The organism is Novilysobacter viscosus, from assembly GCF_046600715.1.
Taxonomy (GTDB): domain Bacteria; phylum Pseudomonadota; class Gammaproteobacteria; order Xanthomonadales; family Xanthomonadaceae; genus Lysobacter_C; species Lysobacter_C viscosus.
This window is the reverse complement of record NZ_JBJMAV010000003.1, coordinates 278,037-299,203: the sequence shown is the minus strand read 5'-3', so window position 1 is coordinate 299,203 and position 21,167 is coordinate 278,037. Positions and strand designations below refer to the sequence as shown.

Here is a 21,167-nt window from a genome sequence, read left to right as displayed (position 1 = left end):
ACCGGCGCATGGCATTCCTCGACGAAAACCCGGCCATCGGCTATCCGCTGGTGGCCGGCCTCGGCCTGCTGGTGGGCAGCTTCCTCAACGTGGTGATCCTGCGCCTGCCGCGCCGCCTGGAGTGGCAATGGCAGCGCGACAGCCGCGAGATGCTCGGCGAGCCCGATGCCTACGACCCGCCACCGCCCGGCATCGTGGTCGAGCGGTCGCACTGCCCGGCCTGCAAGCGACAGCTGAGCTGGTACGAGAACATCCCGCTGTTCAGCTGGCTGGCCCTGCGCGGCAAATGCCGCACCTGCAAGACGCCGATTTCGATCCAGTACCCGCTGGTGGAGCTGCTGACCGCGGTGCTGCTGCTGACCTGCGTCTGGCAGTTCGGATTCGGCTGGCAGGGGTTCGGCGCGTGCCTGTTCACCTGTTTCCTGATCACCCTGTCGGGCATCGACCTGCGCACCCAGCTGTTGCCCGACCAGCTGACCCTGCCATTGATGTGGCTGGGCCTGGTCGCCGCGGCCGACAACCTCTACATGAACCCCAAGGCCGCCCTGCTGGGCGCGATGGCCGGCTACCTGAGCCTGTGGACGGTGTTCTGGCTGTTCAAGCAGCTGACCGGCAAGGAAGGCATGGGATTCGGCGACTTCAAGCTGCTGGCCGCAATCGGCGCATGGGTGGGACTGAGCGGCATCCTGCCGACCATCCTGCTGTCGTCGCTGGTCGGTGCCGTGGTGGGCTCGATCTGGCTGTTCACCCAGGGTCGGGACAAGGCCACGCCGATCCCGTTCGGGCCTTACCTTGCGGTGGCCGGCTGGATCACGTTCTTCTGGGGCGACCAGCTGGTTGACGGCTACCTGCGCTACGCGGGCATGGCCTGACCCCGAAACCGGGTACGACGAGTCCCGCAGCGGCTCAGGCCGCACCGCGCACCCTCGCTCCGTCTGCAGGAGCGACGTGAGTCGCGCCCGCGTGGTGACCGTGGCAAATCGGGTCGCGACTCACGTCGCTCCTACAGGGCCCGCCCGGCGCGGGCAGACATGCGAACCATTCCTTGGCAAGCCAATTCACCCCACGGCAAACGGGATCCGGCACACGGGATCCATCACCGCGCCGAGTGCATGGCATGCTTCCTCCATGAGTGATTTCATCATCTGCGTAACCGGCGGCGTGGCTTCGGGCAAGTCGGAAGTCACGCGCAGGTTCGAGGCGTTGGGCGTGGCGGTGGCCGACGCCGACGTGGCTGCGCGCGAAGCCGTTGCAGTCGGATCACCGGGACTGGCTGAGGTGATCGCCGAATTCGGCCCCGGAGTGCTGGCAGGTGACGGCCAGCTGGATCGCGCCGCCATGCGGCGCCGGGTATTCGAGGATCCGTCGGCACGCCGCCGACTGGAAGCGATCATCCACCCTCGCGTGCGTGCCGTGCTGATGCGGCAGTGCCAAACCGCGCCCGGACCATACGCCATCGCGGCCGTTCCCTTGCTGGCAGAAGGCGGGGGGCGGACTGCGTACCCATGGCTTGACCGCATCCTGGTGGTCGATGTGCCTGCCGCGGTGCAGGTACACCGCCTGATGCAGCGCGACGGCGTCGACCGGGCGCTGGCCGAGTCGATGCTGGCCGCGCAGGCCTCGCGCGAAGAGCGCCTGGCCCTGGCCGACGACGTGGTCGTCAATGATGGGCCGCTGGAGGCGCTGGACGCCCGGGTGGCCGGGCTTGATCGGATGTATCGAGAGCTGGCAGAGACCGTCGAACCGTAGGAGCGGCTTGAGCCGCGAGTCGCTGCCGGGGTACGGGTGGGGACCCGCAGGCAATCGCTCTTCATGCTCCGACTCAAGCCGCTCCCATGGGCCTCGAGTCAGGCCACAGCGCACGTATGCCCGCGATGCCCTGCGCGCCGTGCCGCCGGGCTTCGGCCAGGTCACCGGGACCGAGGCCGCCGATCGCGTAGATGGGCAGCGACACCTGCTCACGCAGCATGGCGAAACCGTCCCAGTCCAGCGTCGCGGCGCCGGGGTGGCTGGGCGTGGCGGTCACCGTGCCGACCAGTGCGAAGTCGCAGCCCAGCGCCTCGGCCCGTCGCACCTCCTCCAGCGTGTGGCACGACGCGGAGAAGGCCACCGTGTCGGGCACCGGGCGGTGGGCGTGTTCGAACAGTTGGCGGGCCCGGAGGTGAAGGCCGACGTTGTTGGCCAACGCCAGCCCCGCATCGCCATTGACCAGCACTTCAGCCCCCGCCTTGCGGCAGCGACGGATGGCGCGGGCCACCAGCGTCGACCACCTTCCCGGATCCACGCCGGGAGCCCGCAATTGAACCCGCGAGGCCCCTTCGTCCAATGCGCGCTCCAGCGACGCCAGCCATCGCTGTTCGTCCTTCGGCGCGGGTGTCACCACGCACTGGTCCGGCTGCTCCAGCGCCGCCACCACCGGACGGTCGGCAGGCGGCATGGGGTACTTGACCAGCTTGTCCTGTGGCACCCAGGCCAGTGCCTGCCCCTCGAGCCCCCGCAGCGTCCCCTTCCAGCGATCCACCGCATACACGTCCAGCCGCAACCGTTTGTGCGGGTAGGCTTGCGGCACGCGGATCACGGCCTGTCCGATTTCGGCCTCGATGCCCAGTTCCTCGTGCAGTTCGCGCGCCAGCGCGGCCTGGGCGGATTCGCCGGGTTCACGCTTGCCACCCGGGAACTCCCACAGGCCGGCCAGGTCGCGGCCTTCCGTGCGGCGGGCCAGCAGCACCCGGCCGCGCGCATCACGAATGACGCCGGCGACGACTTCGACAGGCGGCGCCATGCCATCGGGCTGGGAAATGCCCGGGCTCATCGATCAACGCTCCCCGCAGACATGGCCGCGAGGCCAGCGCCCGGCGCCGGAATGCAGGACGCCCCGTCGATTCGACGAGGCGTCCGTTGCGGCCGATCACCCATGACCGCTCACGCGATCAGGCCAGCTGGCCGTGGCAATGCTTGTACTTGCGACCACTGCCGCAGGGGCACGGGTCATTGCGGCCGACGCTGGGCATCGCCTGCTGCGCCGCGGCCGCCTCGGCCTGCTCGGCTTCTTCGTCGGCGCCATAGCCGCCCGAATCGGCGTGCTGGAACTGCATCTGCCGCGCCTGGGCCTGTGCCTGCGCCCGCTCGGCGGCTTCCATCGCGGCGACTTCCTCCTCGGTGCGGATGCGCACGCGCGCCAGCAGGGTGATGACCTCGCGCTTGACCTTGTCGAGCATCTCCGAGAACAGCGCGAAGGCTTCCTTCTTGTATTCCTGCTTGGGCTGCTTCTGCGCATAACCGCGCAGATGGATGCCCTGGCGCAGGTAATCCATGCGTGCCAGGTGCTCCTTCCAGTTCTGGTCGACCACGTTGAGCATGATGTGCTTCTCGAGCATGCGCATGGTCTCGGCGCCCAGCTGCCCTTCGCGGTCGGCGAAGTGGGCGTTGACGCGCTCGGCGACGTGATCGGCAATGCCCTCGGCATCGATCTCCTGGCGCTCGCGGACCAGGCCGGCGAGGTCCAGGCGCAGGCCCAGCTCTTCGGCCAGGGTGGCCTCCAGCCCCGGCAGGTCCCACTGCTCGTCCACCGAGTTCATCGGCACGTGGCGGTGGACGAACTCATAGACCACGTCCTCCCGGATGCCGGTGATGTTGTCTTCCACCGACTCGGCTTCCAGCAGTTCGTCGCGCTGGCCGTAGATCACCTTGCGCTGGTCGTTGTTGACGTCGTCGAAGTCCAGCAGGTTCTTGCGGATGTCGAAGTTGTGTGCCTCGACCTTGCGCTGCGCGTTGGCGATCTGCTTGGTCACCAGCGGGCTTTCGATGATGTCGTCTTCCTTCAGGCCCATGCGCGCCATGACCTTCTGCACCCAGTCGGCGGCGAAGATGCGCATCAGGTTGTCTTCCAGCGACAGGTAGAACCGGCTGGAGCCCGGGTCGCCCTGGCGGCCCGCACGCCCGCGCAGCTGGTTGTCGATGCGCCGCGATTCGTGGCGCTCGGTGCCGATGATGTGCAGGCCACCGGAGGCCTTGACCGCATCGTGTCGCTCCTGCCAGGCCGCCTTCAGGCGGGTACGGGTGGCTTCGTCGATCGGCGCGCCGGTTTCCTGTTCGAGATCGGCCAGCTCCGCATCCAGCGAGCCGCCCAGCACGATGTCGGTGCCGCGGCCGGCCATGTTGGTGGCGATGGTGATCGCGCCCGGGCGGCCGGCCTGCGCAACGATGGTCGCCTCGCGCTCGTGCTGCTTGGCGTTGAGCACCTCGTGGTGGATGCCGGCCTCTCGCAGCTGGTTGCCCAGCAGCTCCGACACCTCGATCGACGTGGTGCCGACCAGAACCGGCTGGCCGTTGGCGTGGCACTCCTTGATCTCGTTGACCACCGCGCGGTACTTGCCGGGGCGGTTGAGGAACACCAGGTCGGGGTGGTCCTTGCGCTGCATCGGGCGATTGGTCGGGATGACCACCACTTCGAGTCCGTAGATGCTCTGGAACTCGAACGCCTCGGTGTCGGCGGTACCGGTCATGCCGGCCAGCTTGCCGTACATGCGGAACAGGTTCTGGAAGGTGATCGAGGCCAGCGTCTGGTTCTCGCGCTGGACCGGCACGCCCTCCTTGGCTTCGACCGCCTGGTGCAGGCCGTCCGACCAGCGCCGCCCGGTCAACGTGCGCCCGGTGAACTCGTCGACGATCACCACCTCGGCGTCGCGGACGATGTAGTCGACGTCGCGCTGGTAGATGGCGTGCGCGCGCAGTGCGGCATTGAGGTGGTGGACCACGCTCAGGTTCTGGCCACCGTAGAGCGAGTCCTCCTCGCCTTCCAGGATGCCGGCCTCGCGCAGCAGCGCCTCGGCATGCTCCTGGCCGCTTTCGGACAGGTGCACCTGCTTCTGCTTCTCGTCGACCCAGTAGTCGCCCTCGCCGTCTTCGGCGGTCTGCCGGGTCAGCTGCGGAACGATACGGTTGACCTTGATGTACAGGTCCGGGGATTCGTCGGCCGGCCCGGAGATGATCAGCGGGGTCCGCGCCTCGTCGATCAGGATCGAATCGACTTCGTCGACGATCGCGTAGTTCAGGCCGCGCTGGTGGCGGTCATCCTTCGACAGCGCCATGTTGTCGCGCAGGTAGTCGAAGCCGAATTCGTTGTTGGTGCCGTAGGTGATGTCGGAACCGTAGGCCCCCTTCTTGTCGCCATGCGGCATGCCCGGGTACACCACGCCCACGCTCAGGCCCAGCCATGTGTAGAGCTTGCCCATCCAGGCCGAGTCGCGGCGGGCCAGGTAGTCGTTGACGGTGACGACATGCACGCCCTTGCCTTCGAGCGCATTCAGATAAACCGGAAGGGTGCCGACCAGGGTCTTGCCCTCGCCGGTGCGCATCTCGGCAATCTTGCCCAGATGCAGCACCATGCCGCCGATCAACTGCACGTCGTAGTGGCGCATGCCCAGGACGCGCCGGCTGGCTTCGCGGCAGACGGCAAAGGCCTCGGGCAGGATCTTGTCGAGCGCCTCGCCACCGGCGACGCGCTGCTGGAACTCGGGGGTCTTGGCCTGCAGCTCCGCGTCGGAGAGCTTCTCCATCTCCGGCTCGAGCGCGTTGATCCGGACGACGGTGCGTTGCAGCTGGCGCAGGAGGCGATCATTGCGGCTGCCGAAGACGCGGGTAAGCAGGTTGTTGAGCATTTCAGTACCGGAATCGGGAATCGGAAGGGGAGCAGCGGGCACCCGGATGGGTGGCACGCGACTCCCGGCAACAAGAAGGGGCGCCGAGCGCCCCATGGCATCGCGCATTGTAGCTGGGGGCGAGGGGCGGTGCTTACAAGCCAAAGGCTTGTGCCGCCACGAGCGCCCGTAGCAGCTGTGCTGCGAAGGGCCGGAACGAGGGGCGGTGCTTACAAGCCAAAGGCTTGTGCCGCCACGAGCGCCCGTAGCAGCTGTGCTGCGAAGGGCCGGAACGAGGGAACGCGCATGCAAGCCAGTCTTTCGAACCCCTGCAGCGACCCGGCCGGCAAGCCCCCTAATGACAACGCCCCGGCGAACCGGGGCGTTGTCTAGTGCTTTCGAAACCGCGTGGCCGGCTGGGTCGAATCAACCCTGCAGCGGCGAGGCCTCGTTGAGGAACTTGCGCGGGTTGACCACGCGACCGTTCTCCCACACCTCGAAATGCACGTGCGGGCCGGTCGAACGCCCCGACGAGCCCGCCTTGGCGATCTCGCCACCGGCCCGGACCAGCTCGCCGACCCGACGGGTCAGGCGCGAGTTGTGCGCGTAGCGGGTCACGTAGCCGTTGCCGTGGTCGACCTCGACCACATGGCCATACCCGGAGCGCGTACCGGAGAAGCTCACCACGCCATCCGCCACCGACAGCACCGGGTCACCGGTGCGGGCATGGAAGTCGATGCCCTTGTGCGAGGCGCGACCGCCGCCGAACGGATCGGAACGGAAGCCGAAGCCTGAGGTGATGTAGCTGCCGGCGATCGGCGCGCGCGACGGCACTGCGTTCAGGTCCAGCTGACGGTTGAACAGCAGCGACTCGAGCACCGTGAGCTGCTCACCCGATGCCTGGAACTTGGCCTGCAGGGAGGCCATGTCCTCGTCGATCTCGCCCTTGCTGATGTCGCGGGTCGGGCCGGCACCACCCACGCCCAGCGGCTTGTCGAAGTCGAACTCGCCATCCTGCAGCTGGCCGATGCGGGTCAGCCGCTCGCCAAGCGCATTGAGGCGATTGGCCTCGGCCTGGAGTTCGCCGAGCCGGGCGGCGAGTGCGTTGATCTCGCGCTGCGCGTCGCGCCGTGTTTCTTCGATCTGCGCCTGCTGCTGGTTGACCTCGGCGCGTAGGCTGGCGGTATAGCCGATGCCGGCGGCCGCTCCTGCGCTGAAGCCGACGCCCAGCAGGAGGGCCAGTGCGGCACCGGGACGGCGCTGCCCGTGGCTGCCTGCCTGGCCAAGGATGTTCTCAAGGCCTGCACGCGATTTGGTTACGATGGTTTGATAGGTCATAAGTCCGATGTCTGAATTCAGGTCCAGGTCCCCGCGTCCGCCCTCATCCCCGCTGCCGGCGCTCGATGCGCTGTTGGCGGAGCCTGCTGGCGACCCGATCCGTCGAGCCTTGTGGCTCGACGGGCTGGACCGTCGGTTACGCCCCCTCCTGCCGGATCCGCTGGCCGCGCATGCGCGGCTGGCTAACGTCGAAAACGGCAGGCTCGTGTTTTTGGTCGATGCACCGGTGTGGCGGGCCAAATTGAGGCTCGCAACGCCGGAACTGCTGGTTGCGGCCCGGTCCCTCGGCCTTGCCGCGACTGAAGTGGTCATCAAGACCGCCCCTCCGATGCCCCGCCCCTTGCAGGTCACCGCTCCAGCCATCCCCCTGTCCGCGGCCGCCCAGTTGGCGTTCAAGACCGCGTTGGCACCATCGGAAACGCCCGATCCTTCGGATTCCAGCGGCGCCGCCTGATCCGCAGGGCACTGGCATGGTTCATGCCGGTGATGGCTGCGTGATCAAGTGACGGGGCATCCTAGCGACGCCTGCCTGCCTGTTTGTTAAGGCTTCAGAAGCGTTTCGGAAGGATTCTGTTAAAAAAACGTTATGACGTCACGGGATGTTCACCTCTGTGACGTGGCACCCGCTTCGTGAAAACGAGGCGTCGCAACGCGGCGAGCGCCGCTGGGGAGGCCTCAGGCCGGCAACGGCGCCCCGAAAACGACGGGCGCGGGCTCGTCGCCCGGGAAGGACACTTCCTCCCAGGCGGACCGCTCGGCCAGCAGCGCGCGTACCAGCTGGTTGTTGAGCGCATGCCCGGACTTGAAGCCCTCGTAGGCGCCGATGATCGGGTGCCCGGCCAGGTACAGGTCGCCCACGGCGTCGAGGATCTTGTGGCGTACGAACTCGTCAACGTAGCGGAGCCCGTCGTCATTGAGGACGCGGAACTCGTCCAGGACGATCGCGTTGTCCATCGACCCGCCCAGACCCAGGTTGCGCTCCCGCATGTACTCCAGGTCACGCATGAAGCCGAAGGTGCGGGCCCGGCTGACTTCCTTCACGTACGAGGCGGTGGAGAACTCGACTTCGGCCCGCGACTGCGACGCCGGGATGGCCGGGTGGTCGAATTCGACCGTGAATCCGATGCGGAAGCCGTCGTGGGGTTCGAACCTGGCAAACTTGCCGCCCTCGCGCACCTCGACCGGCCGCAGGATGCGGATGAAGCGCTTGGGGGCGTCCTGCTCCTCGATCCCCGCCGACTGCAGCAGGAACACGAAGGGGCCGGCCGAGCCGTCCATGATCGGGACCTCGGGCGCGGACAACTCTATATAGGCGTTGTCGATGCCCAGGCCGGCCAGGGCCGACAACAGGTGCTCGACGGTCTGCACCTTGGCAGGACCGCAGCTCAAGCCGGTACACAGCACGGTTTCGCTGACCAGCTCAGCCCGTGCGGGCACCTCGACCACGGGATCCAGGTCCACACGTCGGAACACGATGCCGGTCTCGGCGGGTGCCGGGCGCAGGGTCAGGAAGACCTTTTCGCCACTGTGCAGCCCCACGCCGGTGGCGCGGATCACGTTCTTGAGGGTTCGCTGGCGCAGCATGGGCGGAGGGCAGGCCTTGGGTGCGTGGACACGGGTGGGAAACGGCCTTGTAACGAGGGTGGGCCCGCAACGACGGACCGGCGACCTCGAAACGGCGGAAGCGTACCACGCAGGTGGCTGAACCTGAACGGAAAAGGACGCAGTGTCCCGGGAGTGTCACCCACGTCCGGGAAACTGACCGGCCGGCCGTGACCGGCCGGTCAAAAAGGCCCCGGGGAGGACGCCCCGGCGGCCGTGTTGCAGGACTCGGACGGCGGATCAGTCTGCCTGGCGGCGCAGGGTGAGGCCACGCGCTTGCCGGGCACTGCCCGGCGCGTGGCCGAACGCCCGGCCAGGGATGGCCGGGCCGGACGGGCCGAAGCCCCGGTCCTGCGCCAAGGACGGCATCAGTCGGCCTGTCGGCGCAGGAAAGCAGGAATGTCCAGGTAGCTGTCGCTTCCGCCGAAATCGGCCACCGCCGGGCTGGCCGCCGGGGTCGAGGCTTCAGTTGCCGACGCGGTGCGGCTGCGCAGCTGGCCGAATCCGGTGGGCGGCGTGGCCGATCCCGGTGTGAATCCGTCGGCCACCGCGTCGATCGGCAGGCCGGTGGTGCCGTCGCGCACCAGCTGGACGTGGCTCACGGCGCGCCCGGTCTCGCGTTGCCCGGTGCGTGCGACAGCGCGATTCAGGCCGGTGGCGACGACGGTCACCTTGACCTCGTCCTGCATGTCCGGATCGAGCACGGTGCCGATCACGACCGTCGCATCCTCGGAGGCGAAGGCCTCGATGGTGCGGCCGACCTCGTCGAACTCGGCCATGGTGAAGTCCGGGCCTGCGGTGATGTTGACCAGGATCCCGTTGGCGCCCGACAGGTTGATGTCGTCCAGCAGCGGGTTCTGCACCGCGGACTCGGCCGCGGCCTGCGCGCGGTCGTCGCCGCGGGCCGAGCCGGTGCCCATCATCGCCAGGCCCATCTCGCTCATCACCGTGCGCACGTCGGCGAAGTCGACGTTGATCAGGCCGGGGCGGACGATCAGGTCGGCAATGCCCTGCACGGCGCCCAGCAGCACGTCGTTGGCCGCGCGGAAGGCCTGGATCATGGTGGCATTGCGGCCGAGCACGGTGATCAGCTTTTCATTGGGGATGGTGATCAGCGAGTCGCAGTGGTGGCTGAGCTCCTCGATGCCCTTGAGCGCGACCTGCATGCGGCGGCGGCCCTCGAACGGGAACGGCTTGGTGACCACGGCCACGGTCAGGATGCCCATCTCCTTGGCCAGCTGCGCCACCACCGGCGCCGCGCCCGTGCCGGTGCCGCCGCCCATGCCGGCGGTGATGAACACCATGTCCGCGCCCTGCATGGCGTCCATCAGGCGCTCGCGGTCTTCCAGCGCGGCCTGCCGGCCGACCTCCGGGTTGGCGCCCGCGCCCAGCCCCTTGGTGACGTTGCTGCCCAGCTGCAGCTGCAGCTTGGCGCCGCAGTTCTTGATCGCCTGCGAGTCGGTGTTGGCGGTGATGAACTCCACGCCGTCGACGTTGCCGCTGACCATGTGGGCGACCGCGTTGCCGCCGCCGCCGCCGACGCCGATCACCTTGATGATCGCGTTCGGGGCCATGCTCTCTACCAGTTCGAAATGTGCCATGTCCGAGTCCTCTTTATATGGTGCTAGTTGTGTGCCGTGGGGGTTGCTGCCGGGGTGCTGCGTGTTCGTCGCCTGCTTCGCCGTCGGGACTGCATATGAATTGCCGGGGACATCAGAATTCCCCCCGGTACCAGTTCTTGAGCTTGTTGAAGAAGGTGCCGGCACGCCCCGTGGGCAGCACCGGGCGGCGGGGGTTCTCTATCTGGCTGCCCATCAGCAGCAGGCCCACGCCGGTGGCGTGCACCGGGTTGCCGACGACCTCGCCCAGGCCGGTCACGTGCTGGGGGATCCCCACCCGCACCGGCATCTGCAGCATTTCCTCGGCCAGCTCGACCACGCCTTCCATCTTCGAGGCGCCGCCGGTCAGGACCATGCCGGCCCTGACGTGCTGCTCGAAGCCGCTGCGACGCAGCTCGGCCTGGACCATCTCGAAGATTTCCTCGTAGCGCGCCTGCACCGCCTGCGCCAGCGAGTGGCGCGGCATGCGGCGCGGCGGGCGGTCGCCGACGCTGGGCACCTGGATCGATTCCTCCGCGGTGGCCATCTGCGCCAGCGCGCAGGCATAGCGGACCTTGATCTGCTCGGCTTCGGGGGTCGGCGTGCGCAGCATGTGCGCGATGTCCTCGGTGACCTTGTCGCCGGCGATGCCAAGGCTGGCCGAATGGGCGATGGCGCCGTGCACGAACACCGCGATGTCGGTGGTGCCGGCGCCGATGTCGACCAGCACCACGCCCAGCTCGCGTTCATCGCTGGTCAGCACCGCGTGGCTCGATGCCAGCACGCCCAGTACCAGGTCATCGACCTGCAGGCCGCAGCGCTGCACGCACTTGCTGACGTTGGCGGCGGCCGATTGCGCGCACACCACCAGGTGCGCATGCACCTCGAGCCGTACACCGGTCATGCCGACCGGGTTGCGGATACCCTCCTGCGAGTCGTCCAGCACGTAGTCGCGCGGGATCGCATGCAGGATCTTCTGGTCGGCCGGGATGGCGACGGCCTTGGCCGCCTCCAGCACGCGGTCGAGGTCGCCGAAGGTGACCTCGCCGTCGCGGATCGGCGCGATGCCCTGCGAGTTGCGGCATTGCACGTGGCTGCCGGAGATCGATGCGTACACCGAGCGGATCTCGCAGCCGGCCATCAGCTCGGCTTCCTCGATGGCGCGCTGGATCGACTGCACGGTCGATTCGATGTCCACCACCACGCCGCGACGCAGGCCGCGCGATTCGTGGCTGCCGATGCCGATGACCTCGATCGGCTGGGCCGGCCCGCCGTTGGCCGGCGTGTACTCGCCCACCAGCGCCACCACCTTGGAGGTGCCGATGTCGAGCCCGACGATCAGCGATTTGTCGCCCTTGCGATTCATGTCTGGTCCTGTTGCTGCGATGGCGCGTCCCCGTCCGTGGGCATCGGGGCCCAGGTGAGTGCGAATCCATTGGTGTATCGGAGGTCGGCCCGCGCCAGGCGCTGGGTCGGTTGGGCGAGCAGTTGCGGTACCAGGCGGACGAAACGGGCGATGCGTGCGTGCGCCTCGGCGCGGCCGACCACCAGTTCGGTGCCGCCGTCCAGCTCGAGCGTCCAGCTGCCGCGCGCGTCGAGTGCCACCTCGCGCACCTGCAGTCCGGCGCCGGCGATCAGGTCGCGGGATTCGTTGTAGAGCTCGACCACGTCGTGCACCCGTGCGTCGGGGCCGGACAGCCTGGGCAGCCCCGCCGGGACTTCGATTCCGCTCACGGGGAACAGCCGTCCATGTTCGGAGAGCAGTTGGTCATCGCCCCAGCGCGCGAACGGACGGTGTTCGGTGACGGTCACCTCGAGCACGTCGGGCCAGCGCTTGCGCACCTTGGCCGTCTCCACCCAGGGCAGCGCCGCCACGGCCGACTGCGCACGGTCCAGGTCGACGGCGAAGAAGCCCTGGCGTGCGTACGGCAGCAGCGCCTCGCGCAGGCGCGCGTCGTCGACGCGTTCGAACGTGCCGGTGGCGCGCATCCGTTGCAGCGGCCATTGCTCGCTGCCGACCCAGCCATTGACCACGGCCACCACCGGTGCCACCACCAGCGCGACCGCCAGCAACCAGCCAAGCAGGCGCAACAGCGCGCTCACAGCGATGTCTCCAGCACGCGCCAGCACAGCTCGGGGAAGTCGATCCCGACCTGGCCCGCGGCCTTGGGCACCAGCGAGTGGCTGGTCATGCCCGGCGCGGTGTTCACCTCGAGCAGGAACAGGCGCCCCGTGGCCCGGTCGCGCATCACGTCCACGCGCCCCCAGCCCTGGCAGCCGGCGGCGACGAAGGCCGCCAGTGCCAGCTCGCCGATCGCGCGCTCGTCCTCGCCGTCCAGGCCGGGGCACAGGTACTGCGTGTCTTCGGCGACGTACTTGGCGTTGTAGTCGTACCACTCGCCCTTGGGCACGATGCGGATCGACGGCAGGGCCACGTGGCCATCGCCACTGGCGAGAACTGCCACGGTCAGCTCGTCGCCCTGCACCATCTGCTCGACCAGCATCTCGCCCGGATAGCGCGCGGCGAGCGCGACCGCCTCGTCCAGCGCCGCTTCGTCCAGCACGCGCGAAACGCCCACGCTGGAGCCTTCGCATGACGGCTTGACGATCACCGGCAAGCCCAGCGCGCGCGCGGCGGACTTCACATCGGACCGGGCGTCCCGGTTGGAGCCGGCCAGGCGCACGTAGCCGGGAGTCGACAGGCCTTCTGCCAGCCACACCTGCTTGGTGCGGATCTTGTCCATGCTCAATGCGCTGCCCAGCACCCGCGAGCCGGTGAACGGCACGCCCAGCGCCTCCAGCAGGCCCTGCAGCACACCGTCCTCCCCGCCGCCCTTGTTGCCGTGGAGGATGTTGAAGACGCGGTCGACCCTGGCTGCGTCGGCATCACGGCCGGCCCGGATGGCGTCGACCAGCGCCGGGATACCGTCGACCCCGAACGCATCCACGCCGCGCGAGCGCAGCGCCTCCAGCACGTTGCGGCCGGAGTCCAGCGACACCTCGCGCTCGGCACTGGTGCCGCCCATCAGCACCGCGACCCGGCCGAAGCCTGCAGGATCGGTGAGGCGCGGCGCGGCGAGCTGCAGCGTCATGCCGCGTCCTCCCCGGGGTCGGCCGGCCTGAAGCCGGTGACCACCAGCTGCTGCGCGGCGTGGCCGATGTCGCCGGCGCCCATCATCATCAGCAGGTCGCCGTCCTGGAGCACGTCGGGAAGCACCGATGCCAGGTCCGTCGCCGCCGGCACCACCACCGGATCGATCCGGCCGCGCACGCGGATCGCGCGCGCCAATGCCTTTGAGTCGGCGCCCGCGATGGGTGCCTCGCCGGCCGGGTAGACCTCGGTGAGCACCAGCACGTCCACGCCCGACAGCACTGCGGCGAACTCGTCGAACAGGTCGCGGGTACGGCTGTAGCGGTGCGGCTGGAACGCCACGACCAGGCGCTTATCGGGCCAGCCGCCGCGCGCGGCTTCGAACACCGCCGCCAGCTCCTTGGGGTGGTGCCCGTAGTCGTCGACCACGGTGACCAGCCCGCCATCCGGGGTCGGCACCTGCGCCAGCAGGTTGAAGCGGCGGCCGATGCCGGCGAAGCTCTCCAGCGCGCGCTTGATCGCCGAAGGCTCGACGCCAAGCTGCCAGCCCACCGCGGCCGCCGCGAGTGCGTTCTGCACGTTATGCCGGCCGGGCAACGCCAGCATCACCGGGGTGCGGGTGCCGTCGGGCAGGCACAGGTCGAAACGCATCCGCGCGCCCTGCTGGACCACGTCCTCGGCCCTGACGTCGGCATCCGGGTCGAAGCCGTAGGTCATGACGTGGCGCGGCGTCTTCAGCGCAAGCGCGGCCACGTCGGGGTCGTCGATGCACAGGATGGCCAGGCCGTAGAAGGGCAGCCGGTGCAGGAATTCGTCGAACGCCGCCTGCACGTTGGCGAAGTCGCCTCCGTAGTTTTCCAGGTGGTCGGCGTCGATGTTGGTGACCACCGCGATCTGCGGGGTCAGGCGCAGGAAGCTGCCGTCGCTTTCGTCGGCTTCCGCCACCAGCCACTGTCCGCCGCCGAGCTTGGCATTGGAGCCGGCGGCCAGCAGCTGGCCACCGATGACGAAGGTGGGGTCGATGTCGCCTTCGCCCAGCACGCTTGCGGTCAACGAAGTCGTCGTGGTCTTGCCGTGGGTGCCGGCGATGGCGATGCCACGCTTGAAGCGCATCAGCTCGGCCAGCATCTCGGCACGCGGCACCACGGGGATGCGCTGCGCGTGCGCTTCCAGCACTTCGGGGTTGTCGGCCTTGATCGCACTGGACACGACCACGCAATCGGTGCCCAGCACGTTGGCGGCGGCATGGCCACGGTTCACGGTCACGCCCTGCGCGACCAGCCGGCGGGTCACCGCGTTGTCGGCCGTGTCCGAGCCGGACACCTTGTAGCCCAGCGTGCACATCACTTCGGCGATGCCGCTCATGCCGACGCCGCCGACGCCGATGAAATGGATGCGGGGAAAGGCCTTGGCGAGATCGCCGGTGTGCTGCAGGCGGCGGCGGACGGTCACGCTCATGCGCGGCCCCCGCGTGCGTGGCGCTGGATCGTATCGAGGGTGATGGCGGCGACCTTCCGTGCGGCGTCGGGTTGGGCGAGCGCACGCGCCGACTGCGCCATGCGCAGCAGGTCGACCCGCTCTGAGAGAATTTCCAGGGTGGCCGACAGCCGCTCGCCCAGCGTCTCGCCCTGCGGCAGCACCTGGGCGGCGCCGCGATCGAACAGGTACTGCGCGTTCTTGGCCTGGTGGTCGTCCACCGCCTGAGGGAACGGCACCAGGATGCTGCCCACGCCCACCGCGCACAGCTCGGCCAGGGTCAGCGCGCCGGCGCGGCAGACCACCACGTCGGCCCATGCGTAGGCCCCGGCCATGTCGGCGATGAACGGCTCGACCGAAGCGGCGATGCCGGCCTGGGCATAGGCCTGCGTGGTTGCTTCCTGCATCGCCTCTCCGCTCTGGTGCCGGACCTCGAAGGCGATGGCACCACGCAGGCGGCGCAGGGCGTCGGGTACGGCATCGTTGAGCGCGCGCGCGCCCTGGCTGCCGCCCAGCACCAGCAACCGCAGGGGGCCGTTGCGACCCTGGAACCGCTGGTCCGGCCCGGGCACGGCGGCGATCTCGTCGCGCACCGGGTTGCCGACCACCGATTCGGCGCGGTCGGGGAACGTATCGGGGAAGCCGGTCATCACCTCTTCGGCCATGCGCACGAGCACCCGGTTGGTCATGCCCGGCGCGCGGTTCTGTTCGTGCACCAGCAGGGGCACCCGCGCCAGTCGCGCGGCCAGGCCGCCCGGCCCGGCAGCGAAGCCACCGAAGCTGATCACCGCTGCGGGCTTGCGCTCGCGCAGTACCGCTCGCGCCTGGGCCACCGCCCGCCAGACCTTGAACGGGGCGGCCAGCAGCGTGGCGGCGCCCTTGCCGCGGATGCCGCGCACGGCGATGGTCTCGATCTCGATGCCGTGCTGCGGCACCAGCCGGGTTTCCATGCCACCGTCCGCACCCAGCCACACAACGGGGACGCCCCGCTCGCGTAGCGCCTTGGCCACGGCCAGGCCGGGGAAGATGTGCCCGCCGGTGCCGCCAGCCAGGATCATCACCGGACGCAGCGCGGTGTCGGTAGCCGTCGCGGCGACGGCCTGGGGGGTGGCGAGGTTCATCCCGCCCTCCCCAGCGTCGGCTCGATGCGCTGGCGCAGGCGGCTGGTGCCGCGCGCGGTATCGGTGGCGCGCGCGAGCACGGGCGGACCCTGGGGCGCGGCACCGGGCAGCGGGGAGGCCGTCGCCGGCACACCAACCGAAGGTTGCGCTGCCTCGCCCCGCAGTCGCGCCACCTGGCGCTGGGCACGATCGAGCTCATAGGACACGCGCAGCAGCAGCCCCAGCGCGACGCAACTCATCAGCGTGCTTGAACCGCCATATGAAATGAGCGGCAGGGTCAGCCCCTTGGTGGGCAGCAGCCCGAGGTTGACGCCGATCGAGACGAAGCTCTGCAGGCCGATCCACAGCGCGATGCCGAAGGCGCAGTACGCCGAGAAGTGCCGGCGCATCTGCGCGCACTGCAGGCCGATCCAGAACGCGCGCCCGACCAGGGCCGCGAACAGCGCCACCACCAGGCACACGCCGACGAAGCCCAGCTCCTCGGCGATCACCGCCATGATGAAGTCGGTGTGCGCCTCCGGCAGGTATTGCAGCTTCTGGATGGAGCTGCCCAGGCCGACGCCGAACCACTCGCCGCGCCCCACCGCCATCAGTGCGTTGGTCAGCTGGTAGCCGCTGTCGAACGGGTCCGCCCACGGGTCCATGAACGAGGTCAGGCGGCGCACGCGGTAGGGCTCGGCGATCGCCACCACCGCCAGCAGTGGCAGCCCGACCAGCACCGGCCCGAACATCCGCGGCATGTTGACCCCGCCCAGCACCAGCATCCCGCCGGTGATGGCCAGGATCAGCGAGAGCGAGCCGAAGTCCGGCTGCAGTGCCAGCAGCACCACCAGCACGATGGCCACGCCGATCGGCTTGAGCATCGCCGGCCAGGTCGCGCTGACTTCCTCGCTGTAGCGCTTCAGGTAGCTGGCCAGCCAGACGATGTACATCAGCTTGACCGCCTCGACCATCTGGAAGGTCGAGATGCCCGGCACCTTGATCCAGCGCTGGGCGCCGTTGACGCTGTGGCCGATGCCGGGGATGAACACCAGCAGCAGCGAGGCGATGCACAGCAGCAGCAGCAGCGGGCCGCGCTGCTCCAGCGACCTGAGTTCGGTGCGCGACATCCACCACGCCAGCGCGACCCCGCCGGCCAGGAACACCACGTGCTTGGTCAGGAAGTAGAACGGGCCGACGTCCAGGCCCTCGCCGATGGCGATGGAACTGGAGCCCACCATCACCACGCCGATGCAGCCCAATGCGCACGCCAGGGCCAGCAGCCACGGGTCGAAACGACCGGTGATGGCATCCAGGCGCGTGGCCTGGCCTGCGGCGTGGCGGGGCATGGCGGTGGCGGCGCGGTCGGTCATCAACGCACCTTCAGCGTGGCCAGGCCGACCAGCACGAGGATCACCGAGATGATCCAGAAGCGCACGATCACGCGCGGCTCCGGCCAGCCCTTGAGCTCGAAATGGTGGTGGATCGGCGCCATCCGGAAAATGCGCTTGCCGAACAGCTTGAACGAGGCCACCTGCGCCATCACCGACAGGGTCTCGATCACGAAGATGCCGCCCATGATCACCAGCACCAGCTCCTGCCGGACGATCACCGCGATGCAGCCCAGCACGGCGCCCAGCGCCAGCGCGCCGATGTCGCCCATGAACACCATCGCCGGATAGGTGTTGAACCACAGGAAGCCCAGCCCGGCCCCGGCGATGGCCGCGCAGATGATCACCAGCTCGCCCGCCCCGGGCACCGCCGGGATCTGCAGGTATTCGGAGAACACCGCATTGCCCGATGCGTAGGCGAACACGCCCAGCGCGCAGGCCACCAGCACGGTCGGCATGATCGCCAGCCCGTCCAGGCCATCGGTCAGGTTGACCGCGTTGGAGAAGCCGACGATCCAGAAGTAGGCGATCGCCACGAAGCTGAAAGCCACCAGCGGCAGCGCGACCGCCTTGAACAGCGGGATGTAGAAGGTGGTGGCCGCGGGGGCGTCCGCGGTCATGTACAGGAACACGCCGGCGGCCAGGCCGAAGATCGACTGCAGCAGGTACTTGGTGCGCGAGCGCATGCCGTTGGGATCGCGGCGGACGATCTTGATCCAGTCGTCCCACCAGCCGATGGCGCCGAAGGCCACCATTACCCCGAGCACCAGCCACACGTAGCGGTTGCGCAGGTCTGCCCACAGCAGCACCGAGGCCAGCACGGTGATCAGGATCAGCGCGCCGCCCATGGTCGGGGTGCCGGCCTTGGAGAAGTGCGACTGCGGGCCGTCGGTGCGGATCGGTTGCCCGCCCTTGAGCTGGCCGAGCCGGCGGATCACCGACGGCCCCCACCACAGCGACAGGGCCAGCGCCGTCAGTGCGGCGAGGATGCCGCGCAGAGTCAGGTAGCCGAACAGCCCGAAAACGCTTTCCAGCTGCTGCAGCCACCGCGAGAGTTCAAGCAGCATCCGCGTCCCCCTTTTCATTGCACGGCGCATCCGACAGCAGCGCCGCGACGACCCGTTCCATCGCGCTGCCACGCGAACCCTTCACCAGCACCCGGACGGGCGTCGGCGCGTGTGCCTGCAGGGCATCGCGCAACGCGCCGGCCAGTGCCGCGTGGTCGGCGTGGACGCTGCCGCCGTCGCCGAACGTGCCCGCCGCGGTGGTGCTCAGCGGGCCCAGCGCGAACAGCCTCTGGATTCCGGCGCTGCGGGCGCGGCGCCCGACCTCGGCGTGCATGCCGGCGGCGTCGTCGCCCAGCTCGCGCATGTCACCCAGCACCAGCCAACCCTCGGCCGGGCCAGCGGCCAGGGTGTCGATGGCGGCGGCGACCGAGCCGGGATTGGCGTTGTAGCTGTCGTCCACGATGGTCGCGTGCGCGCCCCAGCGGTGTGCGACCAGGCGGCCCTGCACCGGCTGCGCCTGGGCCAGCCCCGCGACCACCTGCGCCATGTCCGCGCCGGCGGCCAGGCCGATCGTCGCGGCGGCCAATGCATTGAGCACGTTGTGGCGGCCGGGAAGCGCGATCCGTGCCTCGGCTTCGCCCAGCGGGGTGACCAGCATGAAACGGCTGCCGTCCTCGTCCAGCTGGATGTCGCGGGCGGTGACGTCGGCGCTGGCTTCCAGGCCGAATCGCAGCAGCCGCCGTCCATGCGCGCGCTCGGCGAAGAACGGGCCGAACGCGTCGTCGGCATTGATCACCGCCACGCCATCGGGTGGCAGCGCATTGTAGATCGCGGCCTTGGTGTCGGCCACGCCCAGCAGGCTGCCCATGCGCTCCAGGTGCGCGGGCGCGATGTTGTTCACCAGGCCAATGTGCGGGCGCGCGATCGCGGCCAGGTAGGCGATGTCGCCGGGTTGTCCCGCGCCCATCTCATAGATGGCGAACGCCGCGCCCTCCGGAGCGTCCAGCACCGCAAGCGGCACGCCGATCTCGTTGTTTCGATTGCCGGGGTTGGCATAGGTATCGGCCACCTGCCGCAGTACGGACAGGGCCAGCGCCTTGACGCTGGTCTTGCCATTGCTGCCGGTGATGGCGACCACGCGAGTGGCGCGGTCGCGCTGCACCACGGCCGCCCAGTCGGCCAGCGCGCGCCGGGTGTCGGCAACCACCACCTGCGAGACGGCGATTGGCAGCTCGCGCGAAACCAGCGCGGCCGCAATGCCCGCGCGGGCAGCGGCTCCGACGTGGTCATGGCCGTCGAAACGCTCGCCCGCCAGCGCGACGAAGATCGCATCCCCGCCCTCGGCCAGGGCCCGGGTGTCGGTTGCCACGCTGGACACGCTGCGGTCGTCGCCGACCAGGCGTCCGCCGGTCGCCTGTGCGATCCGACTGAGCAGGATGGGCGTCATGGTCGCGCCTCCAGGTGCCGGCGCGCGACCTCGGTGTCGTCGAACGGGTGCTGCACCCCGGCCACTTCCTGGTATGGCTCGTGGCCCTTGCCGGCCACCAGCACGATGTCGTCCGGACCGGCCTGGGCGATCGCCAGCGCAATGGCCGCGTCGCGGTCGCGCCGTACCAGCACGCGACCCGGGTTGCGGAAGCCCTCGAGGATCCCGGCAACGATCGCATCGCCATCCTCGTTGCGCGGGTTGTCGTCAGTGACGATGACGGTATCGGCCTGCGACTCGGCAATGGCGGCCATCTGCGGCCGCTTGCCGCGATCACGCTCGCCCCCGCAGCCGAACACGCACACCAGCCGCGCCTGTGCGTGTGCACGCAGCGATGCCAGCGCCTGTTCCAGCGCGTCGGGCGTATGCGCGTAGTCGATGACCACCAGCGGCCGGCGCTGGCCGGCGGGACCCCGGTCTCCCCCGAGCCGGTTCATGCGCCCGGCGACGGGCTGCAGCCGGCCCAGGGTGGCGGCGATGGTGGCTGCGTCGACTTCCAGCGCGTGGAGCGCGCCGGCGACCGCCAGCAGGTTGTCGACGTTGAAGCGTCCCAGCAGCGATGAACGCACCGGGCCGGCGTGGCCGTCCACGTGCAGGTCGAAGGCGATGCCGCGGTTGTCCAGCACGATGTCCCCGGCTCGCACCGACGCCCCCGCCTGGCCACGCGAACTGAGGCCGATGCGGCGCACGCCCTGCGGCAGCGCGGCATGCAGTCGCCGGCCGAACGCGTCATCGAGGTTGATCGCCGCCGCACGCAGGCCCGGCCATGCGAACAGCCGCGCCTTGCTTGCGGCGTAGCGCTCCATGTCCCCGTGGTAGTCCAGGTGGTCACGGGTGAGGTTGGTGAACACCGCGACGTCGAAGTGCACGCCATCCACGCGCCCCTGGTCGAGCGCGTGAGAGCTGACTTCCATCGCGATCGCCTGCGCGCCGTCGCGGTGCATGCCCGCCAGCAACGCGTGCAGGCGCAGTACCAGCGGCGTGGTGAATCCGGTGGCGACCAGCTGGCCATGCAGCCCGGCGCCGAGGGTGCCGATGCTGCCCGCGTTGCGACCCTGCAGCGCCCACGCTTGCGCCAGCAACTGGACGGTCGACGTCTTGCCGTTGGTGCCGGTGACGCCAACGACATCGATCGCCTGCGTCACCTCGCCGTGGAAACGGTGCGCGATCCCGCCCATGCGTGCGCGAAGGCCCGGCACGGCAATGGCATCGGCCGGTGCGGTCATGCCATCGGGCGCCGGCGGCTCGAACAGGACCGCGACGGCGCCGGCGGCGCGCGCCTGCTCCACGAACGCCAGGCCGTGGGCGCCGCCGCCCTCGCCCTCGACCGCGAAGAAAGCGTCGCCCGGGCGCAACTCGCGCGTGTCCTGCGCCAGCCCGCCGACCATCAGGCCGGACGGAATGCCGGTGACGTCCGGCAGTAATTTCACCAGCGGCAT

Annotated in this window: 17 protein-coding genes; 3 read left to right on the top strand and 14 right to left on the bottom strand. The window is 69.4% G+C overall.

Translation table 11 applies throughout. The features are described 5' to 3' along the window. Positions 1-8: 8 nt before the first annotated feature. Both ACJQWL_RS07140 and coaE read left to right on the top strand, forming a co-directional pair. Positions 9-872, top strand: a complete 864-nt coding sequence (locus ACJQWL_RS07140) for a prepilin peptidase (protein ID WP_330968397.1) — start codon at positions 9-11, stop codon at positions 870-872. Positions 873-1,128: 256 nt separating this feature from the next. Continuing rightward, on the top strand, positions 1,129-1,749 hold the full coding sequence (gene coaE / locus ACJQWL_RS07135) for a dephospho-CoA kinase (RefSeq protein WP_330968398.1): 621 nt from the start codon (positions 1,129-1,131) through the stop codon (positions 1,747-1,749). Positions 1,750-1,822: 73 nt separating this feature from the next. Here the strand turns inward: coaE and ACJQWL_RS07130 are convergent, their stop codons facing one another. From ACJQWL_RS07130 to ACJQWL_RS07120, 3 genes are all read right to left on the bottom strand, one after another. After that, the gene (locus ACJQWL_RS07130) at positions 1,823-2,812 is read right to left on the bottom strand and encodes a Nudix family hydrolase (protein ID WP_411300803.1); all 990 of its coding nucleotides are present in this window, start codon (positions 2,810-2,812) and stop codon (positions 1,823-1,825) included. Positions 2,813-2,930: 118 nt separating this feature from the next. Beyond that, positions 2,931-5,660: a preprotein translocase subunit SecA gene (gene secA / locus ACJQWL_RS07125; protein WP_330968399.1), complete on the bottom strand. Its 2,730-nt coding sequence runs from the start codon at positions 5,658-5,660 to the stop codon at positions 2,931-2,933. A gap of 405 nt (positions 5,661-6,065) precedes the next feature. Next, the gene (locus tag ACJQWL_RS07120) at positions 6,066-6,977 is read right to left on the bottom strand and encodes a peptidoglycan DD-metalloendopeptidase family protein (RefSeq protein ID WP_330968400.1); all 912 of its coding nucleotides are present in this window, start codon (positions 6,975-6,977) and stop codon (positions 6,066-6,068) included. A 7-nt stretch (positions 6,978-6,984) separates the two neighbouring features. Here ACJQWL_RS07120 and ACJQWL_RS07115 point away from each other — a divergent pair, with 7 nt between their 5' ends. Further along, on the top strand, positions 6,985-7,431 hold the full coding sequence (locus tag ACJQWL_RS07115; RefSeq protein WP_411300802.1) for a DciA family protein: 447 nt from the start codon (positions 6,985-6,987) through the stop codon (positions 7,429-7,431). A 221-nt stretch (positions 7,432-7,652) separates the two neighbouring features. Here the strand turns inward: ACJQWL_RS07115 and lpxC are convergent, their stop codons facing one another. The 11 genes from lpxC to ACJQWL_RS07060 all read right to left on the bottom strand — a co-directional run bounded on the left by lpxC (position 7,653) and on the right by ACJQWL_RS07060 (position 21,167). Further along, entirely contained in the window at positions 7,653-8,561 is a 909-nt protein-coding gene (lpxC, locus tag ACJQWL_RS07110; RefSeq protein ID WP_330968401.1) for a UDP-3-O-acyl-N-acetylglucosamine deacetylase, read from the bottom strand. Between the two features lie 386 nt (positions 8,562-8,947). Continuing rightward, complete coding sequence (ftsZ, locus tag ACJQWL_RS07105) at positions 8,948-10,180, bottom strand: cell division protein FtsZ (protein WP_330968402.1); 1,233 nt, start codon at positions 10,178-10,180, stop codon at positions 8,948-8,950. A 112-nt stretch (positions 10,181-10,292) separates the two neighbouring features. After that, complete coding sequence (gene ftsA / locus ACJQWL_RS07100) at positions 10,293-11,543, bottom strand: cell division protein FtsA (RefSeq protein ID WP_411300801.1); 1,251 nt, start codon at positions 11,541-11,543, stop codon at positions 10,293-10,295. Next, a complete protein-coding gene (locus ACJQWL_RS07095) occupies positions 11,540-12,280 on the bottom strand; it encodes a cell division protein FtsQ/DivIB (protein ID WP_330968403.1) in 741 nt (246 codons plus the stop codon). Before ACJQWL_RS07095 ends, ftsA begins: the two co-directional genes overlap by 4 nt. After that, positions 12,277-13,269, bottom strand: a complete 993-nt coding sequence (locus ACJQWL_RS07090; RefSeq protein WP_330968404.1) for a D-alanine--D-alanine ligase — start codon at positions 13,267-13,269, stop codon at positions 12,277-12,279. The genes ACJQWL_RS07095 and ACJQWL_RS07090 overlap by 4 nt, the downstream gene beginning before the upstream one ends. Continuing rightward, positions 13,266-14,726 (bottom strand): UDP-N-acetylmuramate--L-alanine ligase, encoded by a 1,461-nt coding sequence (gene murC, locus ACJQWL_RS07085; RefSeq protein ID WP_330968405.1) that lies wholly within the window; start codon positions 14,724-14,726, stop codon positions 13,266-13,268. Before murC ends, ACJQWL_RS07090 begins: the two co-directional genes overlap by 4 nt. Then, entirely contained in the window at positions 14,723-15,865 is a 1,143-nt protein-coding gene (gene murG, locus ACJQWL_RS07080) for an undecaprenyldiphospho-muramoylpentapeptide beta-N-acetylglucosaminyltransferase (RefSeq protein ID WP_330968406.1), read from the bottom strand. The genes murC and murG overlap by 4 nt, the downstream gene beginning before the upstream one ends. Next, positions 15,862-17,217, bottom strand: a complete 1,356-nt coding sequence (gene ftsW, locus ACJQWL_RS07075; protein WP_330968407.1) for a putative lipid II flippase FtsW — start codon at positions 17,215-17,217, stop codon at positions 15,862-15,864. The genes murG and ftsW overlap by 4 nt, the downstream gene beginning before the upstream one ends. After that, positions 17,217-18,302, bottom strand: coding sequence for a phospho-N-acetylmuramoyl-pentapeptide-transferase (gene mraY, locus ACJQWL_RS07070; RefSeq protein ID WP_330968408.1), 1,086 nt, complete (start codon positions 18,300-18,302; stop codon positions 17,217-17,219). Before mraY ends, ftsW begins: the two co-directional genes overlap by 1 nt. Next, positions 18,292-19,689, bottom strand: a complete 1,398-nt coding sequence (locus tag ACJQWL_RS07065; protein ID WP_330968409.1) for a UDP-N-acetylmuramoyl-tripeptide--D-alanyl-D-alanine ligase — start codon at positions 19,687-19,689, stop codon at positions 18,292-18,294. The genes mraY and ACJQWL_RS07065 overlap by 11 nt, the downstream gene beginning before the upstream one ends. Beyond that, positions 19,686-21,167, bottom strand: coding sequence for a UDP-N-acetylmuramoyl-L-alanyl-D-glutamate--2,6-diaminopimelate ligase (locus ACJQWL_RS07060; protein ID WP_330968434.1), 1,482 nt, complete (start codon positions 21,165-21,167; stop codon positions 19,686-19,688). The genes ACJQWL_RS07065 and ACJQWL_RS07060 overlap by 4 nt, the downstream gene beginning before the upstream one ends.